At 67.8% G+C, this 23,637-nt stretch carries 17 protein-coding genes; 4 read left to right on the top strand and 13 right to left on the bottom strand.

Going from position 1 to position 23,637, the window contains the following annotated elements:
- Positions 1-36 precede the first annotated feature (36 nt).
- On the top strand, positions 37-645 hold the full coding sequence (locus KNJ79_RS04210; protein ID WP_089215149.1) for a TetR/AcrR family transcriptional regulator: 609 nt from the start codon (positions 37-39) through the stop codon (positions 643-645).
- Between the two features lie 171 nt (positions 646-816).
- Here the strand turns inward: KNJ79_RS04210 and KNJ79_RS04205 are convergent, their stop codons facing one another.
- The 7 genes from KNJ79_RS04205 to KNJ79_RS04175 all read right to left on the bottom strand — a co-directional run bounded on the left by KNJ79_RS04205 (position 817) and on the right by KNJ79_RS04175 (position 10,141).
- Complete coding sequence (locus tag KNJ79_RS04205) at positions 817-2,586, bottom strand: arylsulfatase (protein ID WP_317152904.1); 1,770 nt, start codon at positions 2,584-2,586, stop codon at positions 817-819.
- 509 nt (positions 2,587-3,095) lie between these two features.
- Complete coding sequence (locus KNJ79_RS04200) at positions 3,096-3,887, bottom strand: enoyl-CoA hydratase/isomerase family protein (protein WP_317152903.1); 792 nt, start codon at positions 3,885-3,887, stop codon at positions 3,096-3,098.
- Entirely contained in the window at positions 3,884-4,660 is a 777-nt protein-coding gene (locus KNJ79_RS04195; RefSeq protein ID WP_317152902.1) for an SDR family NAD(P)-dependent oxidoreductase, read from the bottom strand. Before KNJ79_RS04195 ends, KNJ79_RS04200 begins: the two co-directional genes overlap by 4 nt.
- 640 nt (positions 4,661-5,300) lie before the next feature.
- A complete protein-coding gene (locus tag KNJ79_RS04190) occupies positions 5,301-7,838 on the bottom strand; it encodes a hypothetical protein (protein WP_317152901.1) in 2,538 nt (845 codons plus the stop codon).
- 115 nt (positions 7,839-7,953) lie between these two features.
- On the bottom strand, positions 7,954-8,223 hold the full coding sequence (locus tag KNJ79_RS04185; protein WP_245836582.1) for a hypothetical protein: 270 nt from the start codon (positions 8,221-8,223) through the stop codon (positions 7,954-7,956).
- Positions 8,224-8,351: 128 nt separating this feature from the next.
- Positions 8,352-9,392: a serine hydrolase domain-containing protein gene (locus KNJ79_RS04180; protein WP_089215153.1), complete on the bottom strand. Its 1,041-nt coding sequence runs from the start codon at positions 9,390-9,392 to the stop codon at positions 8,352-8,354.
- Positions 9,393-9,406: 14 nt separating this feature from the next.
- Positions 9,407-10,141 carry a GntR family transcriptional regulator gene (locus KNJ79_RS04175; protein ID WP_317152900.1) on the bottom strand — a complete coding sequence of 245 codons (735 nt, stop codon included), beginning with the start codon at positions 10,139-10,141 and terminating at the stop codon, positions 9,407-9,409.
- Between the two features lie 136 nt (positions 10,142-10,277).
- On the opposite strand from KNJ79_RS04175, the gene KNJ79_RS04170 reads away from it, so the two are divergent.
- Complete coding sequence (locus tag KNJ79_RS04170; protein ID WP_317152899.1) at positions 10,278-11,576, top strand: hypothetical protein; 1,299 nt, start codon at positions 10,278-10,280, stop codon at positions 11,574-11,576.
- A 15-nt stretch (positions 11,577-11,591) separates the two neighbouring features.
- Here KNJ79_RS04170 and KNJ79_RS04165 read toward each other — a convergent pair whose 3' ends face one another.
- The 3 genes from KNJ79_RS04165 to KNJ79_RS04155 all read right to left on the bottom strand — a co-directional run bounded on the left by KNJ79_RS04165 (position 11,592) and on the right by KNJ79_RS04155 (position 17,292).
- Complete coding sequence (locus tag KNJ79_RS04165) at positions 11,592-13,580, bottom strand: BCCT family transporter (protein ID WP_317152898.1); 1,989 nt, start codon at positions 13,578-13,580, stop codon at positions 11,592-11,594.
- Between the two features lie 128 nt (positions 13,581-13,708).
- Positions 13,709-16,243: a glycoside hydrolase family 9 protein gene (locus KNJ79_RS04160; RefSeq protein ID WP_317152897.1), complete on the bottom strand. Its 2,535-nt coding sequence runs from the start codon at positions 16,241-16,243 to the stop codon at positions 13,709-13,711.
- Between the two features lie 80 nt (positions 16,244-16,323).
- Positions 16,324-17,292: an alpha/beta hydrolase gene (locus KNJ79_RS04155; RefSeq protein ID WP_089215157.1), complete on the bottom strand. Its 969-nt coding sequence runs from the start codon at positions 17,290-17,292 to the stop codon at positions 16,324-16,326.
- Between the two features lie 178 nt (positions 17,293-17,470).
- Here KNJ79_RS04155 and KNJ79_RS04150 point away from each other — a divergent pair, with 178 nt between their 5' ends.
- Together KNJ79_RS04150 and KNJ79_RS04145 are read left to right on the top strand one after the other, a co-directional pair.
- Positions 17,471-18,169 (top strand): acetylxylan esterase, encoded by a 699-nt coding sequence (locus tag KNJ79_RS04150; protein ID WP_317152896.1) that lies wholly within the window; start codon positions 17,471-17,473, stop codon positions 18,167-18,169.
- Between the two features lie 37 nt (positions 18,170-18,206).
- On the top strand, positions 18,207-19,649 hold the full coding sequence (locus KNJ79_RS04145) for a family 43 glycosylhydrolase (RefSeq protein WP_317152895.1): 1,443 nt from the start codon (positions 18,207-18,209) through the stop codon (positions 19,647-19,649).
- 39 nt (positions 19,650-19,688) lie between these two features.
- On the opposite strand, the gene xylA is transcribed toward KNJ79_RS04145, so the two are convergent.
- The 3 genes from xylA to KNJ79_RS04130 are packed head-to-tail and all read right to left on the bottom strand — an operon-like array spanning position 19,689 to position 23,590.
- On the bottom strand, positions 19,689-21,008 hold the full coding sequence (gene xylA / locus KNJ79_RS04140; protein WP_317152894.1) for a xylose isomerase: 1,320 nt from the start codon (positions 21,006-21,008) through the stop codon (positions 19,689-19,691).
- On the bottom strand, positions 21,009-22,460 hold the full coding sequence (xylB, locus tag KNJ79_RS04135) for a xylulokinase (protein WP_317152893.1): 1,452 nt from the start codon (positions 22,458-22,460) through the stop codon (positions 21,009-21,011).
- The gene (locus KNJ79_RS04130; protein WP_394357148.1) at positions 22,460-23,590 is read right to left on the bottom strand and encodes a glycoside hydrolase family 43 protein; all 1,131 of its coding nucleotides are present in this window, start codon (positions 23,588-23,590) and stop codon (positions 22,460-22,462) included. The genes xylB and KNJ79_RS04130 overlap by 1 nt, the downstream gene beginning before the upstream one ends.
- Positions 23,591-23,637 lie beyond the last annotated feature (47 nt).

The raw sequence follows: 23,637 nt of genomic DNA, 5'->3' as shown, positions 1-23,637 counted from the left end.
ATTGACCTTGGCGGCGCGGTGGGCCAGCGGAGACCTATGGCATCGAAAACGGACATGGGGACGGCAGACAGCGACGGGCGGCGTGCGCGCAGCCGGTCGAGCCGGCGGCGCATCGTCGCGGCGATGGTCGAGCTGATCGAGGGCGGCGACCTGATGCCGAGCGCGGCGCGCGTCGCCGAGGAAGCCGGGGTCGGGCTGCGCACCGTCTTTCGCCATTTCGACGACATGGACACGCTCTATGCCGAGCTGTCGGCGACCATCGCCGCGCGGGTGATGCCGGTCGCCACCGCGCCCTATGACGGTGCCGACTGGCGCGCCGACGTGCGCGAATTGGCGCGGCGGCGCGCGCGGGTATTCGAAACCATGCTGCCCTTCCGCCTCGCCGCGAACCTCAAACGCTATCAGTCCGCCTTTCTGATGGCCGAATATGGCCGCGTGGTCACGATCGAACGCGAACTGGTGCTGCGGCTGCTGCCCGACGCCGTGAAGGCCGACCGGATACGGGTGGAGGCGCTGATCGCGGCGCTGTCGTTCCAGACCTGGCGCGCGCTGCGCCACGATCAGGGCCTGACCGCCGAGGATGCGGGCGCAGTGACCGCGCATATGGTCGCGGCGTTGCTCGCGGCGAGTCCCGAAACGCCCTGAAGTCTGTCCGGTTCGAGCGGATTTCAAAGCCTCCCGTTCGTCCTGAGGAGGGGCTGAGCTTGTCGAAGCCCCGTCTCGAAGGACCAGACGCGGCATATGGTCCTTCGAGACGCCATTTCGACGGGGCTCAATGGCTCCTCAGGACGAACGGGGGGCTTTGAATCCAGCCGATCAGGACAGACTCCAGCTTCTCGCCCGTCGGCGCCGCCGGCGCCACGCCCAGACCAAGCCGATCAGCAGCGCCAGCACGCCCCCCGCCGCGGCGGCGAGGCGGATCGCGCGTTTCTTGCCCTGATGCTCCCACGCATAGGCGTTGATCTGTGCGTCGGCGGTGTAGCCGGGCGGCATGTCGAGGACGCCATTGGCGCGCGCGAAGGCGCGGTAGTCGGCCTGCATCGTCGCGAAGCGATCGGGCATTTCGGCCGCGAGGTCGTGCGTCTCGCCCGGATCGGCGGCGATGTCGAACAGCCGCCACCGGCCGTCGCCGGTCGGCGGCAGGTTGCGCACCAGCTTGTAGTTCCCGCGAAACAGGGCCGCATTGCCCGACAGCTCGTAACCGAGCGGCGTGTCGCCATGCACGCTGTCCGCCGCGCCCTTCAGCATCGGGACAAGGCTGCGCCCGACCACGGGTTCGACCCGCCGCCCCTTCCATTCGCCCTGCGGCAGCGGCAGGCCGGCAAGCTCGGCGAGCGTCGGGACGATGTCGGTGACGTGCGCGAAGCCGTTGCTGATCGCCCCCGCGCGGACGCTCGCATGGCCGGGCCAGGCGACGATCAGCGGGACGCGCAGCCCGCCCTCGGCGGCGCTGAACTTGTAGCCCGCAAGCGGCGACGCCGCGGCGCTCGCCCAGCCCGGACCGATCGCGCTCAAACTGTTGCGGCGGCCGATATTCGCAAGGGACGTGTCGTAATGCAGGTTCAGGAAGATGCGGTTGCGCAGGCTGGCATAGGGGTTCGTCGGCTCCGGCCCATTGTCCGACAGGAAGACGAAGATCGTGTTCTCATACTGGCCGGTCGCCTTCAGATGCGCGACGAGCCGGCCGATCTCGCGGTCCATCGCACTCGCCATGCCGGCATAGGCCTGCATCACCCGCGCCGCCGCCTTGCGCTCGTCGGCGTCGAGTTTCGCCCAGTCGCGCGTCGTCGCCATCGTCACCATCGGCGTGCCTTCCGGCACGATGCCGAGCGCCGCCGCACGCTTCGCCCGCGCTTCGCGCAGCGCGGTCCAGCCGTCGCGATACATCGCGCGGTAGCGCGCGATGTCGCTGTCGGGCGCCTGCACCGGAATATGGTTGGCGAGGAAATTAACCGAGGCGAGGAAGGGCTTGCCGCTCGCCGCGCCGCCGTCGATATAGTCGATCATCTTGTCGACGATGAAGTGCGACGAATAATGTTGTTTCGGCAGCGTCGCGGGCTTGCCGTCCTCGAACCAGTCGGCCTTGTCGTACATCCCCTCGATCGGGCGCTGCTCGAAATTGTCGGCGCCCGCATCGGCGAGGCTGAAGGCGCGGTCGTAGCCGCGCGCGCCCGGCAGCCGCGCCCTATCCTTGCCGAGATGCCATTTGCCGGTGAGATAGGTGCGATAGCCCGCGGCGCGCGCCATTTCGCCCATCGTCACGACGCGGTGGTTGAGCACCGTGTCATATCCCGGCTTGCCGGCATGTTCGGGCGGAATGGTTGCGGCCATGTTGCCGAGCCCGTTGCGATGGTTCATCACCCCGGTGATCAGCATCGCGCGTGTCGGCGAGCACGACCCCGCGACGTGGAAATTCGAAAAGCGCGTGCCAGCCCTGGCCAGCGCGTCGATGTTCGGCGTCGCAAACTCGGCCCCGAAGGCGCCGACGTCGCTGAACCCCCAATCGTCGGCGAGCAGCACGACGATATTCGGATGCGCGGCGCGCGCCGGGGACGGTGCGGGCGATGGAAAAGCGGGGGCCGCCACCGGAGCCGCCCGAAGGGGCATCACGGCGAACGAAGCGCATAAAGCGATGACGGCCGACCGCCCTAAAATGCCGCGCTGCGGCATCGACCCCCCAGTCGAAAAGCGCCCGGCCATCGCCCCCTCCTCGTCCTTGTAAATTATTGGCAGCGATTATGCCAATATAATTTGCGTTGGCAATCGGGGGTGATGATGACGCGGATCGAAATGCCGGAAGGTAGGGAAGATGCGTTCTGACGGCGTAGCAGGAGATTCGCGCAGAGGCGCAGAGACCGCAGAGATTTGTTCACGCGGAGACGCGGAGTCGCGGAGGGGATTTGGGCCGTCAGGCCCCCTCATTCTCTCCCGCTTCGACGATACGGCGAGACCCGCATGAAGAAGGCCGCTTCGCGGCAAATATTGCTTCTCCGCGTCTCCGCGTCTCCGCGTGAATCAATTTTTTCCTCTGCGGTCTCTGCGCCTCTGCGCGAATCTTTGTCCGCACCCACAATGGCAGGCGGCCGGTCCCGCCTCTATCGCTCGCGATAGTCGGGCGGGCGTTTGGCGAGGAAGGCGGCGAGGGCTTCCTGATGGTCCTCGGTCGCCGAGAGGATCACCTGTTGGCGGTCCTCGATCGCCATCGCCGCGTCGAGGCTCTGCGCGTCGATGTTCAGATTCAGCGCCTGCTTCGACAGGCGCAGCCCCCAGGGGCTCGTCGCCAGCATCTCGTCGGCGAGCGCGAGGCCGCGGTCGAGCAGCTTGTCGGCGTCGACGATCTCGCTGACCAAGCCCGCCGACAGCGCGCGCTCGGCGTCGATGAAGCGGCCGGTGAGGATCATTTCGGACGCAAGGCTGGCGCCGACGAGGCGCGGCAGGAAATAGCTCGACGCCATGTCGCAGCCGCCGAGCCCGATGCGGATATAGGCGGCGTTGCAGCGAAAATCGGGCGCGGCGTAGCGCACGTCGGAGGCGAGCAGCAGCGACAGCCCGCCGCCCGCCGCAGCGCCGTGACCGAGCGCGATGATCGGCTGCGGGCAGGCGCGCATCTTGCGATAGATATTGCCGATGTTCGTTTGCGTCCGGAGCGTGCGCAGCACCGGGGTTTCGTCGGTCGCGCGGTCCTCCTGAATGTCGAGTCCGGCGCAGAAGCCGCGCCCCGCCCCGCGCAGGATGACGACGCGCACCTCCTTGCGCTCGGCGAGCCCGCCGAAATAGGCGCCCAACTCGTCGACGAGGCCTTCGTTCAGCGCATTCAATCGTTCGGGCCGGTTGAGCGTCGCGATCTCGACCGCGCCGCGCGCCTCGACCAGCAGCGCGCCGCTCACAGCGTCTGTCCGTCGTCGATCGTAATCACGCTGCCGGTGACCCCCAGCGAGGCGTCCGAGCAGAGGAAGAGCAAGGGTGCGTGGAGGTCGCTCGGCGGACGCAGCCGCTGGCGCGGGAAGGTCGCGACGAATTTCCGGCCTGCCTCGCTGGCGAACAGATCGGCGGTCATTTCGGATTCGAAATAGCCCGGCTGGATGACGTTCACATTGATCCCGCGCCGCGCCCATTCGCGCGCGAGCGCCTTGCCCATGTGGCGCACCGCCGCCTTGGTCGCGCCATAGACCGAGGTTGCGGGAAAGATCTTGTCGGCGGTGATCGACCCGATGATGACGACGCGGCCGTGCTGCTTCTCACGGCTGCCCGCGGCTTCGAGCCGCCGCGCGCCTTCGGTCGCGGTCAGGAAGACGCCGCGGACATTGGCGGCGAGCAGGCCGTCGACCTCGTCGACGCCGAGTCCGAGCGCGAGCTTTTCGGTCGCGACACCGGCGTTGGCGACGATCGTGTCGACGGGGCCGAAGGCGGCTTCGGCGGCGTCATAGGCCGCTTTGGTCGAGGCTTCGTCGGTGACGTCGAGCGATACCGCGACCGCCTGCCCGCCCGCCGCCTCGATTCCGGCGACCTGTTCGGCGAGCTTGTCGGCGCGGCGCGCGGCGAGCACGACCTTCGCGCCCGATGCCGCGAGCGCCCGCGCGAAGCCCGCGCCGAGCCCCGACGACGCGCCGGTCACCAGCGCGACGCGGCCCGTCAGGTCGAAAACCGGATCCTTCGCCATATCCCTCTCTCCCGCTGCTGTGGCGCTCGCGCGCTCGGCGCCGGGATAGCCGGCTTTCCCTTTACGTCAACTGCGTGGGGTGAAAAACTTTTATTACTAAGTTTATTGGAGAGCCGCGGAAAAGCGTTGACAGGGGATTTTTGTTCCCTTATTGTTCTTATCGTGCACACACAACCTGTTCCCCCGTCGCGGCCGCCGGAGTGCGGCGGACGGGGGATAAAGGGTTTCTTTCCCGACATCGAAGAACCTTCACCGGCCTGACGGAGCGGACGTCGAGCGAGCATCCCCCGAATCCAAAGGGGTCGGATTGGAGCTAGGGTCCTGACCCTAGAGCAGCGAGCCTTAAATCTGCACCGTCTCCCCGAGCGAAGACGAGGGGCTCGTTCGAGCGGAGCGAGAACCGCAGCGTCGCAGCCTCGACTTCGCTCGGCAGAGCCCCTCGTCTTCGCTCGGGGAGACGGGTCGATTCAGATTTCCCGCAATTTGCTCTAGATCATCCTTGACAGAAAAAGCCGTGTGCTCCCGCGAAGGCGGGAGCCCATCTCCTGACGCTCAATCCTGAACCCGTCGGAGATGGGTCCCCGCCTTCGCGGGGACACACCAATTTTCGCAAGCCTTTCTGGAGGGTGGCGATTTCGCCCTAGCGAATGCGCCCGCCGCGGAAGCCGCCCATCCGGCCCTGGAAGCCGCGGCCCATGGTGCTGCGGTCGAAGGCGGGGCGCTGGGTGCCCGGGCGCTCGAAGCCGCGGCCCGCCATGGTGTCGCGTTCGAAGCCGCGGTCGCGCGCCGCGCGCTCGCGGTCGAGCCCATTGTCGGTCGGGCCATAGGTCCCGCCGCCGCCGCGCTTGCCGGTTACCGACTGCCAGCCGCTCCCCGGATCGTAGCGATAGACGTGGCCATCCTTGCCCGCATAGATGTTGCCGTTGACATCGACCGCGCCGCCGCCCGAGACGCCGCCGCTCGACCGGTCGTAATGGACATAGCCCGCGCCCCTGGCGTCGCCGCCGGCGCCCTGCGTATTGAAGCCGCCCGCAGCGGTCGCGCCGCCGGCGCTGCGCGTCGCGCCGCCCGCCTCGCGCGTGACGCGGCCGGTGTTGGTGTTGACCACGGTGCGCGCGCCTGCCGCTGCGCCGCCGCCGGTGTAGATATTGCCCGCCGCGCCGCCGTGCCCGGCGACGACGCGCCCGGTCTGCGGATTATAGCGAATGCCGCCCGCCGCGGCGGTGGTGTTGCCGGTGTAGATATTGGTGTTGCGCCCGGCATAGCCCCAGCCGCGCCCGCCGGTCGCTTCATTGTAATAGCCGCCGCGCCCGGCGCGCCCGATATTGCCGGTATAGGGGTTGTACCAGGCGGCGCCGCGCCCCGCGACGACGCTGTTGCCCCAGCGGCCATAGACGTCGCCCCAGGCATAGGCGCCGCCCCAATAGCCGGGCCAATATCCCGGATAATAGCCGGGATAATACCACGGCCCCCAATAGGGTCCGTACCAGGGGTCGTACCAGCCGAAGCCGAAGGCGAGCGACCAGCCCACCGCGGCGCCGAAGGCGAAGGAGGCGCCATAGCCATAGGTCGTCGGGCAGCCGTAATAATAGGCGCCGACCCACGGGTCGCACGCATAGCCGGTGCCATAGACGACGACATTGTTGTTGACGACGGTGCCGTAATAGCCCGGCGTATAGCCGACATAGACGACCTCGGGCGTCGAGCCGTAGATGCGGACATAGGTGACATAATGATATTGCGAGGTCGCGGGGATGCCATAGATCGCCGCGGGAACTTCGGTCGCGACCTGCCACGGCCCGGTCGCCGCCGAGGCGGTGAACCACACGCCGTTGCTGAGCGCGACATAGCTCGACGAACTCACGCGGAAGACCGGCGCGGGCGAATTTTTGGCAACGCTGAGCTGGGTGCCCTCGATCGCGGCGAATTGCGGCGCGCCGTCATAGGTCGCGGTGAATTTCGCGTCGGCGCGCTGGACGGTCGCGGTCTGCGGCACCGAATTGGCGACGAGCGCTTCTTTCGCTTCGGGGGTGCCCGCGATCGACGCGAGCACCGCGCCCTTCGGACCGTCGCTGTCGATCTTCAGAAAGTCGGGCGGCAGCCTGTCGGGCGCGACATAGCTCCATGGGCCGTTCGTCGATTTGGCGGTGAACCAGCGCCCCGACAGCAGCGCGTACCAGTTATCCGCGCCTTCGAGGAACAGATCGGCGGGGGTGTTGGTGACATAGCTGAGCGACGTGCCCTGGACGTCGGCGAACTTCGGCTCGCCCTCGATCGCGATCAGCTCGGCGGGGTGAGTGCGGACATAGACGGTCTTGATCGCGTCGGAGCCGGCGGCCGCTTTCTGCTGTGGTTGCTGCTGGGCATTGCCGCCCTGTTTCAGCAGCTGGTCGAGCGCCTGGCTGACCGGCGCGGGCGGCGTCGGAGCCGCCGCCCACTGGCCGTCGAGGCTCGTCGCGGTCATCCACTGCCCGGCATGGCCGAGATAGAGCTTGCCCTGATAGCGCAGGATCGGCGCCGATGTGTTGAGCACGCGATCGACCCCCGCCACGCCGCTCGCGCGCCACACCGGGTCGCCGTCGACGAGCACGAGCATCGCGGGCTCGAGCGAGACGATGATCTCGGGCGCCTTGTTGGAGACCGGGACGTTGTTCGCCTTTTCGCTCTCGCCCGCGATCGCGAGCTGCGCCTCGATCGCGTCGAGGCTGACGACGAGCTGCGTCGTCGGAAAGGCCTTGCGCGCCGCCGCGAGATAGCGCGCCTCCTGATCGGGCGCGCTCGGGAAGCTGCCCTTGTCGACGGTAAGATCGTCGAGCGCCACGATCCGCGCCTCCTTGTCGGTGCCGGTCTTTGCGCTGAGCCACAGCACGCCATAGGTTTCGCTGTTCCTGGCCTTGCCGTCGGCGCCTTTGGTCTGGCCGGTGGTGACCGCCATCACCTGCCGTGCCTTGATCTCATTGCCCTCCCAGCTGTCGACCTGCGGCTGATAGAGCGCGAATTCGACGCCATCGACCTTGTAGGAGCGCGGCCAGACGCGCGCGTCGACGGTCTTGCCCGAGGGCGCGACGGCGACGGCGTCCGATTGTCCGAAGGCGGCGCGCGGCTGGAGGACGAACGGCACCGCCGACAACAGCGCGGCGGAGGCCATGAGGGCGGTGATCTGGCGGTTTCGGGTCATGCGGGCTATCCTCGTTCCGGGCGGACGGGCACGAGAATTGCGGCGATGGCGGATACGATCAATCGGGTGAAACCCGTTTGTCGCGGCCTGCCGCGCCTGATGCGAGGAAGCCGGTTCAGGACCCGTCGTGCGCGCGGTCGAGCGGCACCACCTCGGCACCGTCATGCCCGGCGGCGATCGCCGCCTCGACCATCCTGTCATGTTCGGCAAAGACGCGTTCGAGTTCGGCGCGCTTGTCGAGGATCAGCTTCGCCACGCCCGCGGTCATCCCGCCTTCCTCGCCGACCCGGCCGAGCACGCTCGACAGGTCGGACAATGTCGCCTTTTCCGGGGTCGAATGAAGCCCGCCCTTTCCATCCCTATATGCGACGCATTCAGTTGCCATGGGTTCTTCCAGCCCTTGCCGGGGTCCTGCAACGATAAGCGTTTGCGGCGCGCGGGAAATCCGGGGAATCCCTGATCGCGAGGCACAAGGACGGCGAAAACGGAGCATTGGCGGGCCTGACCGAAAGGTCAGTTCAGGACGCGCATCAACCGCCGCCACAGTTGCTCGTCGAAATCGGCGTCGGGGGCGTCGGCGCCGGTGCGCACGACGACGAGGTCGAGGCTGGGCACGATATAGAGCCGCCGGTCGAGGAAGCCGAGGGCAGCGACCAGATCGGCGGGCGCAGCGGCGACGAGCGGCCCCGCGCGGCGGCGCCCCGTCGCGCCGACCGTGAAATCGCCGCCGTTCAGCCACCAGAGGCGCCCATAAGCGGGGTTCGTCGCCGACCGCGCGAACAGCGCGTTCAGGCTGGCCTGTGACAGGATGCGCGTGCCGTCTTCGGCGACGCCCCCCGCCAGGATCATGCGCCCGAAGCGCGCGGTGTCGCGCGGCGAGGTGACGAGCCCGGTCGGGTTGCCGACGTCGGCGAGCGCCGCCGGCCGCTGGCGCCATGCGGTGTCGGCCATCCCCGCGGGCCCGGTCAGCCAGTCGCGCGTGATCCGGTCGAGCGGCTGCCGCGCGGCGGCGGTCAGGATGCGCTTCGCGACCGCATAGACCGCGGTATTATAGAAGAATTGCGTGCCGGCGGGCGCGACGTAGGCGAAATTTTCGTCGAGCCCCGAATTCATCTGCAGGATATGAAGGACGCGGATCTCCTTTTCCTGCGCCGGCGTCGCCCTCGACCAGCCGGTCCCGATATAATCGCTGACGGGCCGGTCGACGTCGATCAGGCCCTTGTCGATCGCGACGCCGACGAGCACCGACACAAAGCTCTTCTGCTGCGAGGCGACATCTTCGAGCAGCGCGCCGTCGGCGGTCTTGCCATAGAGAAAGATCGCCAGCATCGCATCGTCGGGGGCCGGCCAGTTCCTTTCGACCAGCGTTTCGCCGCCGCGCTGGATCAGAAGGCCCGTCGTCTTCTGCGCCCGCACATAGTCGAGCAACGCCCGCATCGCCGCATCGCGCTGGTCCGCCGCGCCGGGATTCGCGGGAGCCGCCGCGGTTGCGGGCGAACAGCCGGCGAGCAGCGCTGCCATCATCGCCGCCGTCAGTCGCAAAGCGTTTCGCATGTCCCTTCCCCTGTTCAACGCACCGGTGCGGCCGTCCTTTGCATGGGCTGCGGCTGCCGTCGGTGCGCGAGCATGATCCGCGCGACCTCGCCCTGCATGAAATAGAGAATGTTGCGCGCGCCCTCGCTCGCCGCCGCCGCGTCGCGGCGCGGCAGCGCGGCGCGGATCTGCCGCCAATGGTCATAGGGGCCGCCGCCATGCGCCGCCAAGGCGAGCGCGGCATAGGAAAAATGAAACCGCGTCTTGCGCCGGATCGACGCGATCATCCGCTGCGCGTCCGCGCTGGCATGGTCCGCCATCGCGCCGAAGATCGCCTCGCTCGCTTCGATGACCTGCTCGGCCGGCGCGCCCGCGGCGGCCGCATCGAGCAGCCGGTCGATGTCGTCGATCATCTGTCCGATCGCGCGATCGGACATCCGCAGGCACGCGAAGCGTGCCGCGAGGCCATAAAGCGCCGCGCGAACCTCATAGAGGTCGAACACCTCCTCCGCCGTCGTCGCCGACACGCGCGCGCCGCGATTTTCCTCGATCTCGACGAGTCCGTCCTCGCCCAGAATGCGCAGCGCGCGGCGGGCGATCGAGCGGCCGACGCCGAATTCGGCGCAGAGGCGCGCTTCGCGCAGCCACGCGCCGGGCGCGAGGTCGTTGGCCTGGATACGCTGACGCAGCGCGTCGGCAACCGCATCGGCGGCGCGGCCGCCCCCCGCGCGAGGCAAGCCGCCTTCCCGTCTGGCTTCGCTTTCGTTCATCGGTCCCCGCGATAGCCGATGAGGCGCTCGCCCTCAAGGAAATGAGCGACAATATAATCAGGATTGTCGTACAATAGTTGACAGCTTCGGGGGCCTGCAGGATGATCGGGACAATCGAACAGGCCGGGGAGAGTCCATGACCGACGCCAGCAGACGCAGCTTCCTCTGCGCGGGCGCCTTGCTGCCGCTCGCCGCATCGGCCGCCGCCGCGGACCGGCACGCCGCCGAGCCGATCGAGCGCGACCTGCTGCGTTATGTCGGCTTCGGCAACAAGCGCGCGGGCGGTCCCGGCGACATGGCATGCGGCGCGTGGCTCGCGGGAGAGCTGGAACGCGCGGGCTATGCGGTCGAGCGGCAATCGTTCGAAGTGCCCTTTTTCGATGCCTCGGCCGCGACGCTGGCGAGCGGCAGCAAGGCCGCCGCCGTCTATCCGCAGCCGATCGTGGTGCCGACCGGTCCGGGCGGCGTATCGGGACCGCTGGTGCGCGTCGATGCGGCAGGGCGCGCCGCGACCTCGCTCGCGGGCGCGATCGCGCTCGTCGACCTTTCCTTCGCCCGCTGGTCGTCGATGCTCGCCAAGCACGCGCGCGGGCCGATCGAAGCGGCCTTTGCGGGCGGCGCGCGGGCCGCGGTCGCGATCACCAACGGCCCGACGGGCCAAGTGATCGCGCTCAACACCGACGGACGCAAACCGATGTTCGGCGGTCCCGTCGCCCTGCTCGCGCCGGCGGACGCCGATCCCTTCCTCGCCGCCGCCATGCAGCGCACCGAGGCGCGATTGACGATCGACGGCAAGGGAGGCCGCCGCCCCGCGTTCAACCTCGTCGGGCGGATCGACCGCGGCAAGGGCCGCTGGCTCGCGATCTCGACCCCGCGGTCGGGCTGGTTCGGCTGCGCCGCCGAACGCGGACCGGGCGTTGCCGCGTGGCTCGATCTCGCGCGCTGGGCGGCGGGCGCGATGCCCGATCACGACCTCGCCTTCATCTGCAACACGGGGCACGAATATGAATATCTCGGCGCCGCCGAAGCGATGAAGCGGATCGCCCCGCCCCCCGCCGCGACGCGCTTCTGGCTGCACATCGGCGCCAATGTCGCGGCGCGCGACTGGCACGAAATCCCCGGCCATGTGGCGCCGCTTCCCAGCGTCGATCCGCAGCGTTTCCTCTCGCTCTCACCCGAGCTGCTGCCGCTCGCGCGCGCGCTGTTCGCCGGTCAGGCGGGCTATGAAGCGCCGGTATCGAGCGCAGCGCTTTCGGCGGGGGAGCTCGACGAAGTGATCAAGGCGGGATACGCCCCCGCCGCCGGCGTCTTCGGCATCCATCGCTATCATCATGTCGCCGCCGACGACGAACGCTGCCTGAACCTGCCCGCGACGGTCGCTGCGGCGCAGGGCTTTCGCCGGCTAGTCGCGGCGGTGGCCGGCGGGAGCAGCTGACGCGGGACGCGCGGATCAGCCGATCCGCCGGCTATGGCGGAAGCGCGCGTAGCGGTTGAGGATGTCGTTGATCAGCTGCGCCTGCGAATAACCGGTGACGTCGTGCGGCTGGTCGCCCTCCGAACCGGTCGCCATCGCGCGATAGTGCAGCGGTTCGCGCGCCTGCGCTTTCGGCGTTTCGGCAAAGGCGAAGCTCGGCGCCCGAAAGGCGCGCTTGCGCACGGCATATTGGAATGTGCCGAGCTTTCCGTGCGGTACGCTGAGCTCGATCGCTTCGCTTCCGGCGACCAGATCGGGTGCGAGGCCGTTCTGGCGCATCTCCCTGGCGACATCGTCCAGCGCCGAGCGCACATCGCGCGACAGGAAAGCGTCGATCTCGGCCCTCGCATAAAATCGCGTGATGCTGGTCAACCGCTGCTGCCACGTCCAGCCGCCGGTTTCTGGAAAAGGCGCCGCAGCCGTCGCCGACAGGTCGATGTCGGCACCGCCGCTTTCGGCCTGAAGCGCGCGCAGCAAGCCATAGCACATGAAGATCATGACGACCGTGAAGGGCAGCGCGCTGGCGATCGCCGCGGTCTGCAGCGCCTGCAGCCCGCCGGCGACGAGCAGGACGGCGGCGACGACCCCCGCACCGACCGCCCAGAAGATGCGCTGCCATGCCGGCGGATCGTCGGCATCGCCCGAGGTGATCGTGTCGATGACGAGCGCCGCCGAATCCGCCGAGGTCACGAAGAAGGTGATGACGAGCAGCGTCGCAAGCCCCGACGCGATCACCGAAAAGGGCAGATGTTCGAACATCCGGAACAGCGCGACCGGCATGTCCTTCGCCACCGCTGCGGCGAGGTCGGCGGTGCCGTTCAGGTCCATCGCGATGGCCGTGTTGCCGAATACCGTCATCCACAAAAAGGTGAACAGTGATGGGACGAGGAGCACGCCCGTCACGAATTCGCGGATCGTGCGCCCGCGCGAGATGCGCGCGATGAACATGCCGACGAACGGCGACCAGCTGATCCACCAGCCCCAATAGAAGAGCGTCCAGTTACTGAACCAGTCGTTGGGTTCATAGGCGTACATGCGGAACGTCCGCTGCACCAAGGCACCGAGATAGGCGCCGAGGTTCTGGACATAGGCCTGAATCAGAAAGATCGTCGAGCCCGCGAGGAGCACGAATATGAGCAGCGCGACGGCGACTAAGATGTTGAGTTCGGAAAGGCGCTTGATCCCCCGGTCGAGCCCGACGAAAGCCGAGAGGGTGGCAAGGGCGGTGATCGCCGCGATCAGGGCGAGCTGGACCCACGGCCCGACCGGCAGGCCGAAAAGATGGTGAAAACCCGCATTGACCTGAAGCACGCCGAAGCCGAGCGACGTTGCGACGCCGAACATCGTCCCCAGCACCGCGAATATGTCGATCGCATGTCCGATCGGTCCATAGATGCGCCGCCCGATCAGCGGGAACAGCGCCGAGCGCACGGTCAGCGGCAAGCCGCGCCGGAAGGCGAAATAGGCGAGCGCCAGCCCGACGACGATATAGATCGCCCAGGCGTGAAAGCCCCAGTGAAAGAAGGTGAGGATCATCGCCTGGCGCGCGGCCTCGATCGTATGGCCTTCGCCGACCGGGGGCGTCGCGAAATGCTGGATCGGCTCCGCCACGCCGAAGAAGAGGAGGCCGATCCCCATGCCCGCGCTGAACAGCATCGCGAACCAGGAGAGGTAGCTATATTCGGGTTCGCTGTCGTCGGCGCCCAGCTTTACATTGCCATAGCTGCTGAACATCAGGAACAACAGGAAGATGAGAAAGCCCGCGACGGACACGATGTAGAACCAGCCGAAATCGGTGGTGATGCCACGTTGCAGCGCGGCGAAAACGGTCCCCGCGCGCTCGACGAACAGCGATCCCAACACCACGAACGCGAGCGTCAGCGCGGCCGACGTGTAGAAGACCGGCGGATTGATCTTGATCCGGTGCGACGATGCCGAAGTCGCTTGTCGGTCGCTCTCGCCCATAGCGGCCCCTTCCGATTGCCCTTGCCATGGCAACGGGTCCGGCGCGAACCGGTTGCCTTGCCCCAAACTCGCCGCGCGAGGCGCCGATTGCAAGTTCGCGGCCTACGGACGCCGCGATCGGGCCTTGCCTATCGCATTTCGCGCTCCAGATCGCGGGCCGCATTGGCGAGCGCGATATACATCGCGCCTTCGGGCACGACATATTCATTCTCCCCCCAGAAGAAGGGCCAGTCGTCGCGATTTTCGGGATAGTCGGGCTTGAGGATCAGCACGCCGGGGACCACTCCGCCGGGGATGAAGGAGAAATCCGCCCGGTTGCTGCCATAGGCGACCTCTTTGGATTGCGCGCCGACGCCCGACACGAAGGAACGGTCCGAAGCCGGGTGGTGGCCGTGGATGAAATCGAGCGCGCGCAGCGTCGGCTCGGCGCCGACGATGTCGGGGAAGGCGCGGTGGAGCGCATAACCGGTCAGCCCGAAGCCGAGCACCGTGCCGCTGCCCGCCCATCCGCCGTCGGTGATCGGGACGCCGAAGGGATTGGCCTTTTGCAGCGCCTCCGCCCGCGTCGCCCACTGGCGCGCCGCCTGCTCGACCGAGGCGCGATAGGCGGGCGGCATATGCGGCAGCGCTTTCACCATCGTCTGCGCGGTGAAGTCGAAGGCCTTCAGCATCGCCGGCGCGAGCGCTTCGACGCGCGCGGCATAGCGGCGATCGCCCGTCGCGAGGAGCAGCTCGACCGCGGCGCCGAACTCCTCGGCCTCGAGCGGCCCGCCGGTCGTATTGCCGTGGCGAAAGAGCGCGGGCGGGCGGCTGTGCTCCTCGTCCCAGATCCGCTGCGCGCGATCGAGGCAGCGGCGGGCGAAGGCGTCGTCACGGCCGCGCCACGCGCGCGCGGCGGCCGCGAGCGCCGCGGCCGCGCCATAGTCGAGCGCGGTCGACTTGCTGGTGAAGGCCCAGCGGTCGTCGGGGGTGCCGCTGCGGCCGCCGGCGCTATCATAGGCACGCTCATAGGGCTTGAGCGCCGGATCGTAGATCAGCCCGTCGGTCTTGCTCGCGGCGTCGCCGAGGTGGGTATATTGCCCGACGTCGGGCTCGACGATCCCGTTGATTGCGTGCCCGACCGCGTCATATTGCGCGAGCAGTTGCAGGCTGCCGTGCCGTGCCTGCTGAAGAAGGTCGGGGGTGCCGTCGGGGACGTGCAGCTCGACGCGGCGGCTGTCCCAGTCGACCGCGACCGTGTCGCGATCGAGGCCGAAATCCTCCCATATGTCGACGAGCTGGCGGACGACCTGATATTGCGTCTGGGTGCGGATGTCGAAATCGCCGGCGTCGAGCCAGCCGCCGACCGCGAGGCCGGGGATATGCTCGCCGGGCGCGAAGCGCGTGTCGGTGGTCGGTCCCTGGCGATATAGGTCGATATGTTCGTGATCGACCGGCGCCTGACGCGCATCGTCGCGGTGCGCGTCGCCGTGCCAGACGCGATAGGCCTCGTTGACCGCTACATGGTCCATCGCGACCGGCAGATAGACGTCGTTCGTCGCGTGCCAGGCGCTGTCGAACAGGCCCGGCGCGATCGGAAAGGGCGCGGTGCGCGTGCCGCCATATTCGAGCCGATAGACGCCGGGGGTTGTCACGCCGCTGAAATCGACCTGAAGATAGCGATAGCGCAGATAGGCGCCCCATTCGCGCGCCGGTTTCAGCGGCACCGGCACATTTTGCCCCGATGCGTCGATGCGAAACAGGCGCGGCTGGAGCTGGCGGCGGTCGTCGCGGTCGAGCTCGATCGTCGCGATCTTCGCGGCCTTCGGCAGATAGCCGAGCTGCGAATGGGCGATCACCGGCGGGCGCAGCCAGCCGGGCACGCTTTCGGCATCGAGCACCCATTCGAGCAGCTTGCCGCTGCGCCCGCCGGGGAGCAGCTGGCGCACGACATACCAGCCGTTGGTCGCCTGATTGCGTCCGTCGAACAGCTCCAGTTCGCCGTCGGCGGCGGCGATGCTGACGCGCCGCGCGGGCTCTTCGGGCGCGAAGACGAAGCGGCGCGCGCGCGCAAAGGGCAGCGGCTCGGCGCCCGGCCCGTCGCTGCGCCCCGAGGCCGCGTTGCGCTCGGCAGTCAGCTGCATCCGGTCGGCGGGGTGCCGCGGAAACAGGGCGGGGCGCCCGTCGGCGAGATAGGCGTGATGCCAATAGGCCGAGGGCACGAATTCGAGGTTGAAGCCCGCCTTGCCCACCATCTCGGCGGGCAGCGGGCGGTCGAGGAGCACCGAAATCACCACCGATCCGCCGCGCCGCTCGGCGCGGACGGTGTAGCCGAAGTCCGGATATTGCATCACCGCTTCGATCACCCCGGCCTGCTTGTCGACGCGGCGGCTGACGAACCGGGCGGCGGGATCCCACTGGCCGGGGGTCGGCGAAAGCCGGACATCGCCGTTGGTCGCGGTGCGCACGCCCTGCTGAATCAGCTCGACGCCGCTGATCTTCGCGTCGGCGAACAGCCCTTCGTTGACGTTCGAAAAGATCAGCCAGTTGACGCCCGGCGCCTCGAAATAATCGGCGCGGTCGAGCCGCAAGGGCACGTCCTGCGGCGGCGCGTCCTGCGCGGCGGCCGGAACCCCGGCGGTGCCGATCAGCGCGGCGAGCATAATACCATATCGGCGGACCATGGCAGCCTCCCCTCATTCTGATTCTTGGTAGCGCTACCATAACAACGCGCGGGGCCGCTGCAAGACCCCGCGCGCCGGGGTCACTTCGCGGGTTTGAGATAGCCGTGCATGGCCAGCCAGCTCGCGAAGGCGTCGAACCAGCCGGTGCTGGTCGTTTCCTTGGGATACATGCCGAACCCGTGCCCGCCCTGTTCATAGAGGTGGAATTCGACCGGGCGCTTCGCCGCCTGCCAACTTTCGATCAGGCCGAAGCCGCCGTGCGCGAAAAAGGGATCGTCGGCGGCGAGCGCGACGAACAGCGGCGGCGCGTCGGCAGGCACGGTCACCGCCGAGAGCGGACCATAGATATTGCCGATGAACGCCGGCTTGGCATCCTCGCCCGCGAGCGCCGTCGCCATGGTGAGCATCGCCCCGGCGGAAAAGCCGACCATGCCGACCCGGTCGGGATCGACGTGCCATTCGCCGGCGCGCCGGCGGACGAGCGCGAAAGCGGCGCGCGAATCGGCGATCTGGGGCGCGATAGCCTTCATCGCCTGGTCGGGGTCCATGCGCGGGGGCCGCGCGTTGCCCGAGAACAGCTCGCGCATCGATTTCTCGAAGCCCGGCATGTCGGCGGGGGTCGGATTGAGCCGATATTTCAGCACGAAGGCCGCGACACCGCGATCGGCGAGCGCGCGGGCGACATCCCAGCCTTCATTCTCCATCGACAGCGTCCGGAAACCGCCGCCGGGTGCGACGACGACCGCCGCCCCCGTGGCCTTGGCCGGATCGGGCAGGAAGGGCGTGAGCGTCGCCACCGTGACGTTGCGAGCGAATTTGCTGCCATATTGGCTGTGCCAGGATTCCTTGGCCGTCGCCCCGGGAAGCGGTCCGGTCCCGAGTTCGATCGCGGTCGGCTGCGCGGGGGTTTCGATCGGCGTCATCCGATCGTCCTGCGCCGCGGCCGGAATCGCCGCCGCGAGCGCGACCGCCGCGGCGAGCGCGGCCAGCGGCCCTCTGCGCTGCCGCGCCGAACCGCGAACCCCGATACACCTGCTCGTGTCTTTCATCACCTGTCTCCCAATATATTTGTCTTACATTTGATTGAGTCAAATCACGACTAATCAACATTAATTCGCGATTTGATCAATATTTTTGTAGGACAAGTTGACGAAGCTGTCGAGACGTGATTAGGTCGGGGGAAAGCGGTAGCGGCGCGACAACGCGCGAGCGCAGCGGGGGAGACATATGAAAAATGGCCCGACACCCTGGATCGTCATTGCGGCGTCGGCAGCGTCGCTCGCCGCGGCGGCGCCCGCTTTCGCCCGTCCGGCGCCGGGAGTGCCGCCGCTCGCCGACTTCTTCGAGCCCGCGACCACAGCCGCAGCCGCACCCGACGCCGACGGGTTCATCCGGCGCTGGCTGCTCCTCGAGCCGGTCAGCAAGCCGAATCCGACCAACACGCTGTTCACGGGCAGCTATGTGCGCGCGGCGCTGGCGCCCGAGACCTTTCCGGGCCGCTTCGGGGCGGTGCCGCGCGATGGACAGGCGGCCGCGGACGGCGCGCTGCGCTGGCACGCGCTCGATTCGAAGCTGTGGGATGTCAAGCTGTTCAACTTTGCGCAGGCGCTGGGCAAGCCGAAATATGGCGTGATCTTCTGGGCCGTCACCGTCGTCGACAGCCCGCGCGAGATGCACGATGTGCGGATGGCGGTGGGGTCGAATTCGGCGTCGGTCTGGTGGCTGAACGGCCGCGAGGCGGCGACGCTGTTCGACGACCGGCGCATGGTGATGGACGATGTGCTGTCGGACCGGCTGACGCTGAAGAAGGGGCGCAACATCCTCTATGGCGCGGTGATCAACGGCCCCGGCCTCAGCGATTTCTGCCTGCGTTTTCTGGACGCCGACGGCGAGCCGATACGCGACCTGGCCATCGCGGTGCAATGATGGCGCGGCGCGCCCTCCCCTTCGCACAGGAGCTTTCATGACCCGCTTATTCCGCCCGATGCTCGGCCTGTCGCTGGCGCTTGCCCTGCAAACCCCCGCGACCGCCCAGCTGGCGGGCGACGTCTTCATCCACGATCCGTCGACCGTCGTCGAATCCGGCGGCAAATGGTTCACCTTCGGCACGCGCGGCGGCGGACTGGTTTCGGAAGACGGCTGGACCTGGGCGAGCGGACCGGTCCGCCCTGGCGGCGGCGTCGCGCCCGACGTCGTGAAGATCGGCGATCGCTATTATGTCGCCTGGGCGGTCGGCGGCGGCGGCATGTCGGGCGGGCATGCGAGCGACGTGAAGATCATGTGGACGAAGTCGCTCGATCCGGCGTCGCCCGATTTCGAATATCATGAGGTCGGGACGGTCGCGTCGAGCGACGGGGTCGAGAATAATGACGCGATCGACCCCGCCTTTCTCTATCACGATGGCCGGCTCTGGCTGAGCTATGGCACCTATTTCGGTTCGATCCGCCTCGTCGAACTCGATCCGGAAAGCGGCCGGCGGCTGGAAGGCAACGAGCCCGTCGACATCGCGATCGACATGGAAGCGACCGCGCTGCTCTATCGCGACGGCTGGTATTATCTGCTCGGCACCCACGGCACCTGCTGCGACGGGCCCAATTCGACCTATAATATCCGCGTCGGCCGCTCGCGCGACGTGCGCGGCCCCTATGTCGACAATATGGGCATTCCCCTGCTCAAGGGCGGCGGCAAGCTGGTCGCGGCCGCGCACGGGCGGATGATCGGCGCGGGGCATTTCGGGCGCCTCGACCTGGGCGGCGGGATCGAGAAGATGTCGCTGCACTATGAGGCAGACATGGAGCGCAGCGGGCGCAGCGTGCTGGCGATCGAACCTTTGCTGTGGCGCGACGGATGGCCGGTCGCGGGCCGCAACCTCGACCCCGGCACCTATGAAATCCAGTCGGCGCGCAGCGGCAATGCGCTGCAACTCAAGGTCGATTTCGTCCGTATCCCGTTCGACGCGCGCGCCAGTTTCATGGCGGGGCCGGACGATCCGGTGAAACCGGTGCCCGGTCAGAGTCTTTCCGATGTCGCGGGGACATGGCCGAAGGATGCGGTGCGCGTCGACCTGTCGGCCTATATGGTGCGGCCGAACCAGCATTGGACGATCACCCCGGTTCCCGAGGCGGGGGGCTGGTTCGGCGCCCCATATTACAAGATCACCGTCGCCGGCACCGAGCGCGCGCTGGCCGCGACCCCCGCCGACGAGGTTCAGGCGGTGCCTGCCTTTACCGGCGCCGATGCCGAGCTGTGGCGGATCGACCAGCTGACCGACGGCAGCTATCGCATCACCCCCAAGACGCGCGCCGGCGCCGATCTGGCGCTGGTCGCGATCGGCGCGAGCACGCCGACACTCGCGCGCTTCGATCCGCAGAGCGACGCGGGACGCTGGCGCTTCGTGCGCCCCTGAACGGGAGCGGCGCGCACCGGAGCGCGCGCCGCGGACCCGTCAGACGAAGCGGTTGACAAGATTTTCGAGCCGTTCCTGCTTGCCCGAACGGTGCCTGGGGTTGAGGTCGGCGGCAACCGCATGATCGGCGATGTCGGCAAGGCTGGTGCCCTCGCGATGGATCATCCGCCCCAGCTCGCCGTCCCAGCCCGCATAGCGCTCCTTCTTGAATGCGTCGATCCGCCCGTCGGCGATGATCCGTTCGGCGTTGAGCAGCGCCGCCGCGACGACATCGACGCCGCCGATGTGGCCGTGCAGCAGATCCTCGGCATCGACCGACTGGCGGCGCACTTTCGCGTCGAAGTTGAAGCCGCCGGTGGTGAAGCCGCCCGCACGGACGATCTCGAGCATCGCGAGCGTCATTTCCTCGACCGAATTGGGGAATTGATCGGTGTCCCAGCCATTCTGGTGATCGCCGCGGTTGGCGTCGATCGACCCGAAAATGCCGAAGGCGGCGGCGGTAGCGATCTCATGCTCGAAGGTATGGCCCGACAGCGTCGCATGATTGGCCTCGATATTGACGCGCACCTCGTCCTCGAGCCCGTAGCGCTTGAGGAAGCCATAGACGGTGGCGGTGTCGAAATCATATTGATGTTTGGTCGGCTCGTGCGGCTTGGGCTCGATCAGGATCGTGCCGGTAAAGCCGATCCTGTGCTTGTGCTCGACCACCAGGTTCAGGAAGCGCCCGAAATTGTCGAGCTCGCGCTTCAGGTCGGTATTGGTCAGCGTTTCATAGCCCTCGCGGCCGCCCCACAGCACATAGTTGGCGCCGCCTAGCCTATGCGTCGCCTCGAGCGCCGAGCGCACCTGCAGCGCCGCCCAGGCGTAGATTTCGGGATCGGGGCTGGTCGCAGCGCCCGCCGCGTAGCGCGGATCGGAAAAGAGGTTGGCGGTGCCCCACAGAAGCTTGCGCCCGGTTTCGCCCTGCAGCGCTTCGAGATGATCGACCGCGGTGGCGAAATGGCGCCGATAGGAGGCGACGTCGGTGGCCGGCTCCATCACGTCGACGTCGTGGAAGCAATAGAAGGGCAGGTCGAGCTTGCGCACGAAGCCGAGCGCGGTTTCGCGCTTCATCGCCGCCGCCTCCGCCGCATCGGCGTGCTGCTGCCACGGGCGATCGAAGGTGCCCGCGCCGAAGACGTCCGACCCCGGCCAGCAGAAGGTGTGCCACATGCACACCGCGAAGCGCAGATGCTCTTCCATCGTCTTGCCGAGGACCTTGCGGTTCTTGTCGTAGAAGCGATAGGCGAGTTCGTTGTCGGTCTCCGGCCCTTCATAGGCGATGGCCGGAAACGCGGCGAAATAATCGGTGGCAGACATTCAAGAGCCTTTCTTGGAGGAAATTCGGGGATAGGCTTGGCGAAACAGCGCCTTGCGATGCGAAAGCCGATCGACGAGCGCCGGGTCGGGGTCGATCCGCCGCGCGACGGGCGGCGCGGCGCACACCGCCGCCGCTTCGCCGCCGTCGACCGCGAGCTGCGTGAGCCGCGCCGCGCCCAGCGCCGGTCCGACCTCGCCGCCCTTCAGATAGACGAGCGGCACCTCGAACGCCGCGGCGATGATGCGGCCCCAATAGTCCGATCGCGCACCGCCGCCGATCACCGAGAGCTGCTTCACCTGCGTTCCCGCGTCGCGGAGCGCATCGAGACCGTCGGCGAGCGCGAAGGCGACGCCCTCGAGCACCGTCTGCGCCAGCCGGCCGCTATCGGTGTCGTGGTCGAGGCCAAGGAAAGCGCCGCGCACGCGCGCGTCATTGTGCGGCGTGCGTTCGCCCGAGAGATAGGGAAGGAAAAGCTCGTCGCCCGAACCGGGGCCGGTGGCTTCGGCGCGCGCGAAGAGATCGGCGGCCCCCGCCGCGCCGGTCAGCCGCGCGACCCAGTCGATGCACGACGCCGCCGACAGATGGACGCTCATCTGGTGCCACATGCCGGGCAGGCAGTGGCAAAAGGCGTGGACCGCGCGCGCCGGGTTGGGCCGGAATTGGTCGGTCGCGACGAAGATCACGCCCGACGTGCCGAGCGAGAGCAGCGCGTCGCCGTCGTTGACCACCCCCACGCCCGCAGCGCCCGCGGCATTGTCGCCGCCGCCCGCGACGACGGGCACCGCTGGCATTCCCCATAGCTCGGCGACCTCAGGGCGCAGCGTGCCGGTGATCTCGCTGCCCTCATAGAGCTTCGGCATCGCCGCCTCGGTGAGCCCGGTCGCGGCGAGGACCGCATCGCTCCACGCGCGCTGCGCGACGTCGACCCACAGGGTGCCCGCGGCGTCGGACAGATCCGAAGCCTTGTCGCCGGTCATGCGCAGGCGCACATAATCCTTGGGCAACAGCACGGTGCGCACGCGGTCGAACAGCGCGGGCTCGTGCGCCCGCACCCACAGCAGCTTCGGCGCGGTGAAGCCCGGCATGGCGATGTTGCCGGTGATCGTGCGCAGCGCGGGGACTGCCGCTTCGAGCGCTTCGCATTCGGCTTCGGACCGGCCGTCGTTCCACAGGATCGCGGGGCGCAGCGGCCGGTCGTCGTCGCCGAGCAGCGTCGCACCGTGCATCTGTCCCGCCAGCCCGATGCCGCGGATCGAGCGGCGCACGGCGGGGTCGATCGCCTGCACCGCCGCGGTCGTCGCCAGCCACCACGCGTCGGGGTCCTGTTCGGACCAGCCGGGATGCGGGCGCTGAACCGACAGCGCGGCGACGCCCTGCCCCGCCACGGCGCCGGTCTCGTCGAGCGCGACGGCCTTCACGCCCGACGTGCCGATGTCGATGCCCAGAAACATCAGGGGACGAAGGGGTCGATCGTCGGGATGGTCCCGTCGGGGTTGAACTTGAGCTCGGTCATCTTGACGCTGCGCAGGTGGTTTTTCCCGCTGAGCTGAGTGTCATGGTAGAAGAGCCACCATTTGCCATTCCACTGAACGATCGAATGGTGCGACGTCCATCCCTGCACCGGGGCGAGGATATGCCCCTTGTAGGTGAAGGGACCGAAGGGATTGTCGCCGATCGCATAATTCACGAAATGCGTGTCGCCGGTCGAATAGGTGTAATAATATTTGCCGTCGCGCTTGAAGACCCACGAGGCTTCGAAAAAGCGCCGGTCGTGGTCGCCGCCCTTCACCGGCTTTCCTTGCTCGTCCAGAATCACGGCGTCGCGAACCGGGCCGTCGAAATGCTTCATGTCGGCGCTCATCCGCACGACCTTGCCCGAGATGGCGGGCGCATCGTCCTGCATCAGGTCGGTGTCGGACCCGTTCGGATCATAGACGCCGTCCTTCCAGCGCTGGAGCTGGCCGCCCCAGATGCCGCCGAAATACATATAGCTCGCGCCATCGTCGTCGGTGAACACCGCGGGGTCCATCGAAAAGCTGCCCGGGATATAAGAGGGTTCGGCAACGAACGGCCCCATCGGGTCCTTCGACGTCGCGACCCCGATGCGGAAGGCGCCGAGGCCGTTCTTGTCCTTCGATTTGTCGCGCGCGGGGAAATAGAGATAATAGGTGCCGTCCTTATAGGCGGCGTCGGGCGCCCACATCTGCTGCGACGCCCAGGGCACATCCTTGATGTCGAGCGCGACGGGCCCCACCGTCACCGGCCCGCCCGGCCGGTCGAGGCGGAGCACGCGATAGTCGCGCATCGCATATTGGTTGCCCAGATCGTCGTCGGCGATGCCCGCGTCGATGTCGTGGCTCGGATAGATATAGAGCTTGCCGTCGAAGACGTGCGCCGAGGGGTCGGCGGTATAGATTTCATCGACCAGCGGCTGCGCCAGATAGCGGCGCCCGTCGGGCGCGCGCGCGCCGTCGGCGCTCGATTCGGTCGCCTTGGTCGGCGCGTCGGGGGCGCCGCCGTTGCAACCACCCAGACAGGTGGCGAGGATTGCGAGGGAAATTGTTGCACTTCGCATCGGCATCTTCTCCTTGGCTGCCGTCTGAGCGGCGTGGAAATTTTGATAGCGCT

Origin of the sequence: Sphingopyxis indica, from assembly GCF_032879645.1 — a bacterium.
GTDB lineage: Bacteria > Pseudomonadota > Alphaproteobacteria > Sphingomonadales > Sphingomonadaceae > Sphingopyxis > Sphingopyxis indica.
This window is presented reverse-complemented; position numbering and strand designations above follow the sequence as displayed.